The organism is Clostridium hydrogeniformans DSM 21757 (genome assembly GCF_000686705.1).
In the GTDB taxonomy this organism is placed as follows: domain Bacteria; phylum Bacillota; class Clostridia; order Clostridiales; family Clostridiaceae; genus Clostridium_Z; species Clostridium_Z hydrogeniformans.
Map to the genome: position 1 here is coordinate 586,639 of NZ_JMLJ01000003.1, position 13,834 is coordinate 600,472.

A 13,834-nucleotide genomic window follows, 5' to 3' on the forward strand; every position below is an offset into this window, starting at 1 on the left:
CTTTATATTATGTTCAATTTTTTAGGAGGAAGAATTATGATAGATATTAAAAATGTTTTTAAAGTTTATAAGATGGGAACTGAAAAACTTAAGGTTCTTGATGATGTTTCTGTCAACATAAAGAAGGGTGAATTTGTAGCCATAGTTGGCCCTTCTGGTTCAGGTAAATCTACTCTTATGAATATAATAGGTGGACTAGATACCCCTACAAAGGGAGAGGTTTTTATAGATGGGGAGAATATTAGTAAATATAATGATAAACAAATGTCTAGGTTTAGAAATAATAAAATAGGATTTGTATTTCAATCATTTAATTTAGAACCTACTCTTACAGCCCTTGAAAATGTTATGCTACCTCTTATGTTTTCTGGTACATCAGAAAAAGAAAGAAAAGAACGTGCGATAAACTCCTTATCCCTTGTGGAACTTTCAGATAGAGGAAAACACAAACCAACTGAGTTATCTGGTGGACAGCGCCAAAGAGTTAGTATTGCAAGAGCACTAGTTACTAATCCTAAAATAATTCTTGCAGATGAGCCTACTGGGAATCTAGATTCTAAAAGTGGTAAAAATATAATGGACATACTTCAGGGATTTAAAAGCCAAGGGTATACTATAGTTATGGTAACCCATAATCCAGAGGAAGCCTCCTATGCAGATAGGGTCATTGAAATTCAAGATGGTGCTATAGAGGAGGAAGTATAATGAGATTTATTGATTATATAAAAACAGCTTTTGGAAATCTTAGAAGAAGGAAGATGAGAACTTTTTTAACTTCCTTTGCAGTGTCTATAGGTACTATGCTTATTATACTTATGGTAAGCCTTGGAGTCGGAGTTCGTGATCTTATTATAAATACTATAAAAGAGAGCACTTCTGCAACTCTAATATCTGTATCCCCTAATAAGGTAGATACTTCCTCTAAAGAAGAAGTAGAAAAAAAAGCTAAGAATGATGATGATGATGATGCCCCTGCAATGGATGGTGTATTTTCTCTTTCAAAGACTAAATTTACTAAAATAAGTGATGAAAATGTAGATAAGATTACTAAAATGAATGAGGTTAGTGATATTTCATTAAAATCTAGTGTAAAAATAAATACAATATCTCTTGGAGACAAAACTAGAAAAAATCCAACTCTAACAGGTATAGATACAAGATATTCAATTTTAACTAAGGGAGAAATAGAATCCATACAATTAAAAGAAAAGGATTCTTCTTTAAAGTTAATAAAAGAAGGTAGAGCCTTTAATAAAGAAGATAAAAACTCAGCTATAATAGGTGCTGAATATCTTAAAAAGCTAGGAGTTGAAAATCCTAAGGATGCCATAGGTAAGGAACTTAAGTTAGGTGCTACAGCTCAACCTGTGAGCCCTAATAATAACTCTGAAATCCCTATGAACTCTGTTAAAGTAGTTACAAATAATAATACCCCTAAAGCTAATCCTCTAAACAAAACTGTAACTATAGTTGGAGTTATAGATGAAAAATTCCCTCTTAAGGATAAAATTATTGTTTCTTTAGATGTAGCTGCTGACTTTTTAAACTACTTAAATGCAAATGATAAGTACTTTGAAGAAAAAGGTGTAGAAGCCTTAAATGTAGATGTTAAAAACATTACTGATGTTACAGATGTGTCTAAATCCATAGAGGATATGGGGTATGCTACTTCTAATATTCAAAGTTTTATAAGTGGTATAAAAACTACATTCTCTGTAATACAAGGTGTTCTTTCAGTGGTTGGAGTTATAATTATCTTTGTTGCATCCCTTGGAGTTATTAATACAATGACTATGGCAATCTATGAAAGAACCCGTTCTATAGGAATAATGAAAGCCTTAGGTGCCTCTAAAACTGATATAAAGCTATTATTCTTAACTGAATCTGGTGCTATAGGATTTTTAGGTGGACTTCTTGGATTACTCTTTAGTACTATAAATGTTGGAATAATAAAAGTAGTACTTAAAATATATTTAAATTCTAAAGGTATAACTGATGTACCTCAAGTGTTCTCAACTCCAATCTGGCTTATAGCTGGAACCATAGGCTTTGCAGTACTTATATCTATATTAGCTGGAATACTTCCTGCATCTAAGGCTGCAAAACTTGATCCTGTGGAATCTCTTAGATATGAGTAATATATCCTAAAATTTAAAAATACTCCTATTAAAAGAATGGGAAAAATCTATTTATTGAAGTACCTTTAACATTTCAATGAATTAAAACTTATGATTTACAAAAGCCCTATGTAATTTAATTTACATAGGGCTTTTAATATATTTTAACTATGCTACTTAGGATACTCATCTTTAATAAAATAAATATGAGCTTAATTACATTTCGTCAATAAAATTTTTATCTAATCGAAGCCATAGATAAAGTAATTTTTATTAATTTAAAACTATTATCTTTCCTTAAAAAATGTATATTAGAATTATAAAATAACTTACTAATACTACTCCTTAAAGATATATATCAGAAAACTCTATTTCTACCTTTTCCTTAAGATTTCTATCTTCAATAACAGCTACTTTACCTTCTATACTTTCATAGAAATAATTTTTATAAAATGTAACTATAAAATCACTTCCTAGGCTTTTATTACTTGAAACTTCTATCCTTCCATTTAAGAGTTCCACAAAACCCTTAACAATTGAAAGTCCCATGCCATTTCCTTCTACATTCCTTCTTAAAGATTTATCTACCCTATTAAAATTTTTAAATATCTCTTTTCTCTTATCAACTGGTATACCTATCCCCTTGTCCTTTACATATATCTTTATTGAATCTTCATTATTCTTAATATTTACCTTTATCCTACTCTTGTCCTTATTAAACTTTACTGCATTAGATAATAAGTTCAATATTATTCTCTCAACCATATGTTTATCGCAAGGTACTATTATTTCTTCTACCTCAGTATCAAAAATAACTTCTATATTATACTTCTTCAAATAATTAGATACTTCCATAACTATATCTTCAACTAATGGAACTATATCATAGTTTCTTATTATAGGCTTATAACATCTAGTTTCTATGGTGGTTTTATCAAGAAGATTATCCACCATCCTAAGAAGTCTTAAACAGTTTACCTTAACTACTCCATTGTATTTTCTCATTTGAGCTGTATCTTCATTATCTGTATATATATTTTGAAGCTGAAGAGCACTATATATAACATTTATGGGCGTTTTAATCTCGTGAGAAATATTTGAAAAAAGTTCAAGTCTAACTCTTTCCTCTGCAAGACTTTTAAGTAACTTCCCCTGGGTTTCTTCCATCCTCTTCCTAAAAGTTAAATCTCTAAGTACCCCTATTATATAAATTTCATTATTATAAATATGTTTTATAGATGTAACTTCTACATCTATAGACTTTCCTCTTAAGGTAACCATCTTCTCTTCAACTATTGGAAGATATTCATGTCCCTTATTTAACATCTCCATTCTTTTATCCACTATATCCTTAAAATCTTCGTGAATTATATTATGTATATGCTTACCCACAATTTCATCATAACTGCTTGCTTCAAATAGATTTAAAGCTTGTTTATTAACATAATTTATATTATTATTCTTAATTCTTATAACTGCATTTGGAAGACAACCTAAAAGTTCCTTATATCTATCAGCACTCTCTTCTAAGTCCTTTTTTGCTTTTTTAAGCTCTTCATTTCTACTATAAAGTTCTTTATTTATTAAAGCCATCATTGTATTCTTGTCATTTAATCCTTTAAAAATATTTTTAAAAGGATTAGTAAGGGAATGATTGATTATCACATAATAAATAGACATAGTGGATATTAAATTAAGTATATCATTTATGATTCCAAACCTTTTACTACCTAAAACAAGGATTAGTTGAGAGATTATATTTGTAATCATATAGATGTTAATCATTATAAGATCCTTTTTATCAAAAAACTTACTATTCTTAATAATATAAATTAAACCTATTAAAAATAATATAAATATAATTAACTGATTGACTTGAAACACATTATTTTTTAAGATTTTCTTTGAAATATAATAAAAAGACATGCCTTTGAAAGTCAAATATATGTCTACTAGAATAATTCCATAATATATTACAAAAATCTTGTTACAATTAATTTTTCTTCCTATAAACTTAAAAGCATAAATAAATGTTAGTGCTTCTAAATATCTGGCAGAACACCAAAAACTTAAGGCTATATCTCCATCTATTGTAAATATAATTGAATTTTCATTAAATGTTATTAGGTGGAAAAATTCAAAGATAACAACACATCCATATCCAAATCCTAAAAATGTAAAAAATTCATTACTTGATATTTTATATGTATTAATACATATAATTAAAGCACTTACACCTACAACTAAAGTGAATCCCTCTAAAATTATATGTATATCTTTAGGATTAATAAGATTACTATATAAAAATACAAGTATTGTTGAAATAGTAAGTATTAACTTTAAAGTTAAGCTATTCTTAAATCTTTCAGTAAAATTTTCCATACTTAATCTCCCCCTTCCTTATTTTATTACAAATTGTAAAACATTTCATTATTTTACCCTAAATTTCTATGAGTAAAATAGTGGTAATTTAACCCAAATGCTTTTTCTTCTATAAAATTAATTTTAACTTAAATTTAATTTAACCTGATTTTAATTTATTACAATAAAGTATATTAAATTTATACTTACTATCTATATTTCTAATTTAATATATAATAATATGAAATTAATATTTTTCCATAAACACTCTAGTGTTAAGAAAAAAGCTATGAAATTTATTTATAACAATAAATCTCATAGCTTTTTTCTCAAACATCATTAATATATTTCTATTAATCTACTATCTATTCCTCATTTTTATGTTCATGATTGTTTATATGGTTCATACAATACTCATGTAATCCCTCACATTTTGAACAATACCTGAATTCCATATACTCATCTTCTTTTTCTGTTATTCCACAAATCTCACATTTATGAACATGATTCTTAAAATTCACCTCAATAGTCTTAGCCTTATATTCATATCTTCTCTTTTTATTCTTCATTCCATATATAATTCCACGTCCAAAGAATATAAAATAGTTTAGAAGACAGAAGACTATTAATACCCTATACTGATTAGTTAAAAATATAAAATTATATCCTATGACCACCCAATTAAATATAGCTATATATTTAACCTTAATAGGAAGGACAAAGAATAACAGTATACTATAATCTGGATATACTTTAGCAAAGGCTAAAAATAGAGATAAATTTAAAAATGTAGAATCTCCCACCCCATTAGTTAAATATGTAGATATCATTATGCCTACAATTCCACAAAAATAAAATAAGTTAAATTTAAAAGAACCCCAATACTGCTCTAATCCATTACCTGCTAAGTAGTAAAAATAAAGAGAAATTATATAAAAAAACGGGCTTGTGAATTTGGGTATAAACACAAAGGTAATTAATCTCCAAACCTGTCCTTTCATAACTAAGTTCCAATCTAAATATAGTAAATTCAATATATCCTGTCTATTCATAAATACTACTAGAAAATATATTACGGCATTAGCAGCTATAATATAACTCATAAGATTTTTTATAGCTAACTTACCAAACTTTTTTTCAAGCTTATCTAATAAATTCATAATTTCCCTCCTTCCAAAGAGTCTATTATGTATATTATAAGTAAAATTTTACTTATTGTAAATTAATCATATAAAACCTATATTTTCTCTTACATAAATTTAACCATTATAATATAGAATTTTTACATAAGCACTTAACTTATTCATTAAAAATATACTTGATTTATCTTTCTTTGGGTAGATGTATAAATTAAGTTTAAAACTTAATACCCTATATTTAAATCTTAATTGCAAAACTTAATTTATTTATAAATATAAAAGGAAGAACTATTATACGTCCTTCCTTTTATCTCATCTGACTATTCCTATAACTATGAAATAGCTACTACTTCTAATACTTAATCTAAATTTTAATCCTCTTTAGAACTTTATATTAAAGTCATTAAAAGAATAATATACACATTGTAATCCTCTATTAAGAAGCTTACTTTATTTCTTTTAATACATTAACTAAATATTCAAAGCATCTTTCCACTGATCCTATACTCATATGCTCATTTGGTGTATGAACATCATAAAGATTAGGTCCAAAGGATATCATATCTACATCTTCTAACTTCTTCTTAAATAATCCACACTCAAGACCTGCATGAAGTGCCGCTATTTCTGGTTTCTTTCCATGCATATCTTCATATACCTTTATGAATACATCTCTTATTTGTGAGTCCTTATCATATTGCCATTCTGGATAATCAGATACTTCTTCAACAGTAGCTCCTAAAAGACTTACTAAAGCCTTTGTTTTATCTACTATATCTCTTTTTAAAGACTCTACAGAACTTCTAACTGCACTACTAATTTCTATATAATCTTCAAAAGTTCTAACGACTCCCACATTAGTTGAACTTTGAACAAGATCTTTTATATCCATACTCATAGTTTCTATTCCATTTGGCATTAAATAAAGAAGCTTTATAACCTTTTCTGTAGATGTCTTAGATAAACACTTACCACTTACCTTATCTAAAACTTCCACTTCTAAGTACACTCCATTGTCTGATGTGTTCAGCTCATTCTTTATTATTTCATTAAACATTGCAACTCTCTCTTTTAATAACTCCAGAGAACTGCTATATATTTTAATAGTTGCATCACATTCTCTTGGTATAGCATTATCTTTAGCTCCACCATTTAAGGATAATAAATAAACATCCATACGTCTATTTAATTTATTTAGGAATCTTCCCATTATCTTATTAGCATTTCCTCTTTCTTTGTTTATATCCATTCCAGAGTGTCCGCCCTTTAATCCTCTAACCTTTATAATGCAATCAGTACCTTCATTTAAAGGTGAATCTATGTGCTCTATAGGAAGCTTAACATGGGTTCTAAGTCCTCCTGCACAGCTTACTAAAAGCTTTCCTTCTTCTTCTGAGTCTATGTTTATTAAAACTTTACCTTCTATATCCTCACTTTTTAATCCTATAGCTCCACCCATACCAGTTTCTTCTTCTGTTGTGAATAATACTTCAAGAGGTGGATGCTCAATTTCATTAGAAGCAAGAATTGCCATAGCATAAGCAACTGCAATACCATTATCTGCCCCTAAAGTTGTATCCGTAGCATATATATAATCTCCATCAACTCTAAGCTTTATAGGATCTTTTAGAAAATCATGGTCTGTCCCCATATTCTTTTCACACACCATATCCACGTGTCCTTGTAATATGACTCTTGGACCATTCTCATATCCTTTAGTTCCATCTTTTCTTATGATTACGTTTAAAGCCTCGTCCTGGATAACAAAAAGCCCTAAATCCTTAGCAAAGCTCACCATATAATCACTTATTTCTTTTTCATTTCCTGATCCCCTTGGGATTCTTGAGATATCCTCAAAATACTTAAAAACTTCAAGGCTACTCACTTTATCTAATATTCTATTTTCCATACCTCTCACTCCTTAAATAATAAATGATAATATATAATCAAATTCTGTTTATCTTCTAAATCAAGTTTATTATAACAGAAAAACCCCAATTAGTATATAGAATTAAACAAATAATATAACACATATTAATATGTGTTTCATCATTTATAGTGTTATTTTATTCTTAACTCTAACTAATTATATCACTTGCATCAAATTTATGTAAACATTTTCTTAAGATATTATAATTAAATTTATAAAATATAAAATATGACCTTCACTCTATATAATATTTTATAAATTAACTTTTATTACATAAAATATAACTATTAAATAGATATTCTATAAATATAGGTTTAGAATTTTATATTTAAAAATTAAAAACTTTATTTCTTCACCTTAAAACTGAATTTAAAGAATTCAAGGATAAATAAGTCCTATAGTATTATAATTAGAAAATAACTTTACCCATAATTCTAACTTAGGATTATGGGTAAAGTTATAATAAATTTTGTTCCTTTATTCTCTTTACTACTAACCTTTATACTTCCATTATGAAGTTCTACAAAGGATTTAACTATAGATAACCCTACACCATTTCCATAATGTCCACAAGTGTTATGAGCCTTAACATATCTATCAAATATTGTATCCAACTTACTTTCTGATATACCAATACCATTATCCTTTACACTTATTATCACATTTTCTTTCTTCTTTTTTATATAAACTTTTATCTTTCCGTTATTATTTGTAAACTTAACTGCATTAGAGATTAGGTTTAGCATTACCCTCTCTATAACATCCTCATCAAAAATCGTAATAATTTCTTCTTCCTCTGTATCAAATATAAAATCTATATTTTTAGACTTTATATATGGAATCAGAGAATCACAAATATTTTCTACAGTATAAACTATATTTCCTTGTTGTTTATTTAAATCATAGTATCCACTTTCTATTTTAGATAAATCTATAAGATTATTTAAAAGCTTAATAAGTCTAAAAGTATTATTTTTTATGATTCCTATATATTCTTCTCTCTTACTCTCCTTGATGTTTTTCTGCTCTAACATTTGAATAGAGCTATTTATTACATTTAATGGAGTCTTAATATCATGAGACACATTTGTGAAAAACTCTATTTTATATTTTTCATCCTCAATTACCTTTTCCATTCTATTCTTTTCAGTTATATCCTTAATAGATCCTATTGCACCATTAAAACTATTATAATACCCAATTTTATTTTTAAAACTCATTCTAAGATTAATGTTATCATTATTACAAGACTTTCCTATAACCTCAACATCAAAATATCTTTCATCTCCAGCAAAAAAATACTTTTGAAAATCTATATCTATAAAGTTTTCAATATGCTCTCCTCTCATATCTTCTGACTTATACCCTAAAATCTCAATTGCTGCTTCACTAACAAAGGTAAACTTTCCATACCTATCTACTTCAAAAATAATATCTCTCTGACTTGATATTATATCCTGAAGTCTAGACTCCTTGTGCTTAACTGATTGTTCTAAATCTAAAATATCTATGTACATTTTTTCTAAGCTTAAAAGCCCAAGCTCTATAAAAAACTTAACCTGACAAGATATACTTAATATATAAAGCACGGGTAAATATTTCTTATTCAATGCAAATATTGAAAATATTATAAAATAGAATCCTCCAAAAATAAGTGTTATTATAAAATTCTTAATTATATTAGAACTTATTTTTCTTCTCCTTAACCTAAGCCCTTCATATAAAAATAATACTCCCATAATAAATACAGTTATATCTATTAAACACTGTGTCTTGCTTTGAACTATTAAAGCCATAAAAGCCAAAATATACATTATATAAAAGATATTTTTTTTCCATGTTGGAAAAGCCTTATAAAAAAATTCATTAATTAAGTATATAAGAATATTATAGCTAACTATATTAAAAGCCCCTCTAAAGAAAACAAAAGTAGAGTTTTCCTCTATCCATCCATAAACAATAGCTATGGTTATAAAATGAGCAAGTATCCTAAAAATTATTATTTTTTTACCCCATTCCAGGAACTTATCCTTCTTTATCATATTTATGTATATAAATACTAAATACATTAAAACTGAACTCCAAATAGAAATTAAAACAGGTATCTCTAAAGCCCCCATAGACACCCTCCTTTATTCACAACACATCTCTATGTCGTTTATTGTCTAACAAATATATTTTACCATTTTTTTTAGGAAATAAAAGCAATTTAAGATGGATTTTACTAGACTTCCATAGATTATTCCTATAGATATAAATAATTTATTAAATATATCTATAAATAAATTAAAAAAATCAAAAGACTTTACTTAATTTTCAAGTAAAGTCTTTTAATCTTAGTTCTTAACTTATCCATTAAAAATATCATTGACTTGTCTTGCTTTAGCCAGATGGATAAATTAACTTTAAAACTTAAAACCCTATATTATAGGATTATTATTTGAGTTCTTAACTTATACATACCTTAAAAGTCTGATTTATTAATGAATAAATCACATGTATACGTTAAAAAGTTATATTAAATCCCCATAAGTCTATTTAAATAGATTTTTTAATTTATCTCCAAAAATATCTCCAAGTGCTACTCCATCTTCTTTATCTAAGAACTCTGAGTAATCTTCCTTAGGTCTTTCTATAGCATCCTTTATACTTAAAGATACCCTCTTATTTTCTTTATTTATGTCTAATATCTTTACATTTACCTTTTGGTTTAATGATAAAACATCTGAAGGCTTAACTACTCTTTCTTCACTTATTTCAGATAAGTGAACTAATCCTTCTATTCCATCCTTTACCTCTACAATAGCACCAACAGATATGAATTTAACTATAGTTCCCTCAACTACATCATTAACTTTTAAATCTTCTTGTGCAGTATTCCAAGGATCATTTAATATATCCTTTAAAGCTAAAGATATTCTATTCTTTTCTTTATCAAAATCTAATATATAAACTTCTACCTCATCACCTAGATTAACCACTTGTTCAGGCTTTACAACCCTCTTCCAACTTAAGTCATTTAAGTGTACAAGTCCTTCTAATCCTCCAATATCTACAAAAGCTCCAAAGTTTACAAGACGACTTACTCTTCCCCTTACCTTTTCACCTTTATTTAAAGATTTCCAAACCTCTTCTATTTTATCTTTTCTTTCTTCCTCTAAAAGTACTCTTCTAGACGCCACAACCTTCTTGTCTTTTTCATTAAATTCTATTATCCTAACTTCTATTTCATTTCCTATAAGAGTTTTAATATCCTTACCTCTTTCATTAAAACATTGAGAAGCAGGTATGAACACCCTTATATTATCTATGTAAAATATAAGGCCACCCTTTACTTCCTCCTTTGGAGTTACCTTTAAAGTTTCCTTACTTTTAAAGTTCTTTCCTAAGTCCTTCCAAGAATTTATAACATCTACTCTTTTCTTAGAGAGTATTAAATTTCCTTCTCCATCATTTAGTTTAAGTATCATAACTTCTATGGAATCATCCACCTTAGCTATATTTTGAAGGTCTTCCTCTTCATTATATACATACTCATTCTTTGGAATTATTCCATCTTTCATGTAATTTATATTTACTATTACTTCATTTGAAGTAACACTTAAAATCTTTCCCTTTATTATTTCTCCTTCCCTTAGAGTTTTTAAATCATAATCTTTTAAAAGCTCTTCCATAGACATTTCATTAGTCATAATATCACTCCTTAATACTTTATACTTTCATTTTACAAAAGACTCTTAAGTAATTTCAACTTAATTCCTTAGTTCTTTAAGTTTTTCTTAAATAACCTCTTTTTATGTTTATATATATAACATAATAATATATTATATATATAACATATTATTATTTGTCTAGAGTAAAATATGCCTTTAACTTCTATAGTAAGGTAATAAAGCTATAAATGAAAGCTAAGAAATAAATACAAGTATATATTAGAACTATTAGTCTATATTGTTGTAAAAACAAGATACAGGATTAAAGGTTATCTAATACCGTTTAAAAAGTTTAATATATCTAGTAAATGAGAGATATTAAACTATCTATTGAGGTATTTATAATAATATAATGCTTTTTAGGCTAATTCAGCTTATTTTAGACTTTGATAAATGGTGTTATATACCATATAATTAATTCATGGATAACTTATCTGTAATATTAATTTGATTTTTAATTTAATATTTTAGGGGGTGATGATAATAAAAAATAAAAAGCGCTTTTTATTTAGCTTATTCTTAGTCTTTATCTTTACTTTAACTAGTTATATTGATTTAGAATTTTTTCCGCTAAACATTAATAATACTGAAGTAGCTATGGCAAAAGGAGCTAAAAGTTCTGGAAGCTCAAAATCCAGCTCCTCTAGTAAATCTTCTTCAAGTAAATCATCTAGTAGTGGTTTTAAATCGGGATCTTTTAGTAATTCATCTAGTAGTAAATCTTCTTCTGGATCATCCAGCAGTAAGTCTTCTACTAATAATTCAAGTAGTAAATCATCCAGTGGTGGTTTTAAATCAGGGTCTTTTAATAAACCTTCTGGAGGAGATTCATCTTCTGGTGGAACAAAGTCAGGTAGCTTCTCAAAGCCTACTGAAAATAACGGATCCAGTGGTTCATCCTCATCCAGTAGCGAAAAGAAAGAGAAACGCTCTTTTATACCAATACCAATTCCTTTTGGTGGAGGTGGAGGACTCTTTGGAGGACCTAGATCATCTCGTGGATCTTCTAGCTTCTTAGGTGGAATCTTCGGGTTCATTATTACATTAATAATAATCATTATAATAATAAAACTTATAAAAAAATTTATAGATAGAAAATATAAATAGCCAAAATTTAAGGAGGATTTTAAAATGGGAGTATTTAATAGAATATCAAATATGTTTAGAGCAAAGGTAAACACTAGTTTAGATGAAATGGAGAATCCAATAGAACTACTTGATCAAAAGATAAGAGATATGGAAGATAGCTTAAGTAAAGCGAAACTTTCATCAGCACAAATTCTTGGTAATGTTCATGAAATAGAGAAGAAAATGGCTGCTGCTAAGAAAGAATCAGAAGACTTTGATTCAAAGGTAAAGTTTGCATTATCTAAAGGAAATGAAGACTTAGCTAAAAAAGCTCTTGCTAAGAAGCTTGAGGCAGATAAAACTTATGAAAGCTTAAATAAGAGTCATGGTGAGGCTAAAGAAAAGGCTGAAATCATAAAGAAAAACCTAAGATCTCTTGAAGAAGAAATAGAAAAGACTAGATCCTATAGAGATGAAGCTGCTGCTAGATATAACAACGCTGAAGCATCAAAGAAAGTTAATGAAATTCTTGCTAACGTGCAGACCTCATCTAATAAGATAAATATAGATGATATAGAAAGAAAGATTCAAAGAAAAGAATCTACCGCTGAAGGTCTTGCTGATCTTAGGGAAGATAACAGCCTAGAGAAAGAATTTGAGGCATTAAATAATCTTGATTTAGAATCAGAACTTGAAAAATATAAAAATGGCGGTGAAAAACCAGCTTCTCAGCTAGATAGTGAGCTTGAAAAATATAAAGAAAATAAATAGGTGATATGTAATGTCTAAAGCTTTAGAGTTCATAAATAGTGAAAAAAGCCATTATGGCAAAATATTTGTAGATGTAAGCTATGCTATAGATAATGTAAGCCCTTTTCTAGATAAAGATGTTTTAGAAAACAGGAAATACACAGTAAAACTTCCTGTAATAAAAAAATATATTGATGTTTTAGAGGGAGCTGAATCAGAAGCAAAAAAATCCTCTGGCTTTATGTCAATGTTTAAAGGGGATAAGGTTACTCCCCTAGTTGAAAGCTTTAAAAGAGATAATAAGGATAGCTTAATTCAGTTAGAGAATTGTAGTAAATGTACCTGTTTAAACTGCACTGCTCAATGTAATTTTGCCTCTTGTGAAGGCTGTAGACCTGGTTCATTTATAGCCTACTGTGACCATGAAAGATATAATGTTACAAAGCATGGAAACTTTAATATAGAACTTACTAATAATAGAACTGGTCGTACAGATAGATATAAGGTTATGGCTACTATGGAAGACTGTGTAGATGAAAAAAGGTATATAGTAATACAAAATGTTATGGATAACAGTGATAAATATATACTTCATTATTACCCTGGAATATCTGAAGATGATTATGGTGAAATTACAGATGGAGAAGAATTTGATACCATAGCTTCTTTATACGGAAAAGTAGATGTATAATACACATAAAAATCTATAATAGCATTATACATCGCCCCTAAAATTTAATTATTCTCTCGCTGTTT

Annotated in this window: 10 protein-coding genes; 5 read left to right on the forward strand and 5 right to left on the reverse strand. The window is 27.7% G+C overall.

Features of this window, described 5'->3' with window-relative positions:
* Positions 1 to 36 precede the first annotated feature (36 nt).
* A complete protein-coding gene (locus BR69_RS0102465) occupies positions 37 to 705 on the forward strand; it encodes an ABC transporter ATP-binding protein (protein WP_027631766.1) in 669 nt (222 codons plus the stop codon).
* A complete protein-coding gene (locus BR69_RS21000; RefSeq protein WP_027631767.1) occupies positions 705 to 2,138 on the forward strand; it encodes an ABC transporter permease in 1,434 nt (477 codons plus the stop codon). Before BR69_RS0102465 ends, BR69_RS21000 begins: the two co-directional genes overlap by 1 nt.
* A gap of 324 nt (positions 2,139 to 2,462) precedes the next feature.
* Here the strand turns inward: BR69_RS21000 and BR69_RS0102475 are convergent, their stop codons facing one another.
* From BR69_RS0102475 to rpsA, 5 genes are all read right to left on the reverse strand, one after another.
* Positions 2,463 to 4,499, reverse strand: coding sequence for an MASE3 domain-containing sensor histidine kinase (locus BR69_RS0102475; protein WP_027631768.1), 2,037 nt, complete (start codon positions 4,497 to 4,499; stop codon positions 2,463 to 2,465).
* Positions 4,500 to 4,843: 344 nt separating this feature from the next.
* Entirely contained in the window at positions 4,844 to 5,638 is a 795-nt protein-coding gene (locus BR69_RS0102480) for a rhomboid family intramembrane serine protease (protein WP_027631769.1), read from the reverse strand.
* Positions 5,639 to 6,062: 424 nt separating this feature from the next.
* Entirely contained in the window at positions 6,063 to 7,526 is a 1,464-nt protein-coding gene (locus BR69_RS0102485; RefSeq protein ID WP_051623455.1) for an aminoacyl-histidine dipeptidase, read from the reverse strand.
* A gap of 455 nt (positions 7,527 to 7,981) precedes the next feature.
* Positions 7,982 to 9,667, reverse strand: coding sequence for a PAS domain-containing sensor histidine kinase (locus tag BR69_RS21005; RefSeq protein WP_051623456.1), 1,686 nt, complete (start codon positions 9,665 to 9,667; stop codon positions 7,982 to 7,984).
* A 414-nt stretch (positions 9,668 to 10,081) separates the two neighbouring features.
* Positions 10,082 to 11,239 carry a 30S ribosomal protein S1 gene (gene rpsA / locus BR69_RS0102495; RefSeq protein ID WP_027631771.1) on the reverse strand — a complete coding sequence of 386 codons (1,158 nt, stop codon included), beginning with the start codon at positions 11,237 to 11,239 and terminating at the stop codon, positions 10,082 to 10,084.
* A gap of 498 nt (positions 11,240 to 11,737) precedes the next feature.
* Here rpsA and BR69_RS21370 point away from each other — a divergent pair, with 498 nt between their 5' ends.
* Genes BR69_RS21370 through BR69_RS0102510 form a run of 3 tightly spaced genes read left to right on the forward strand, consistent with a single transcriptional unit; the run spans position 11,738 to position 13,769 of the window.
* On the forward strand, positions 11,738 to 12,367 hold the full coding sequence (locus tag BR69_RS21370; protein ID WP_084315189.1) for a hypothetical protein: 630 nt from the start codon (positions 11,738 to 11,740) through the stop codon (positions 12,365 to 12,367).
* Positions 12,368 to 12,391: 24 nt separating this feature from the next.
* A complete protein-coding gene (locus BR69_RS0102505) occupies positions 12,392 to 13,099 on the forward strand; it encodes a PspA/IM30 family protein (protein ID WP_027631773.1) in 708 nt (235 codons plus the stop codon).
* A gap of 10 nt (positions 13,100 to 13,109) precedes the next feature.
* Positions 13,110 to 13,769, forward strand: coding sequence for a hypothetical protein (locus BR69_RS0102510; RefSeq protein ID WP_027631774.1), 660 nt, complete (start codon positions 13,110 to 13,112; stop codon positions 13,767 to 13,769).
* Positions 13,770 to 13,834: the final 65 nt, after the last annotated feature.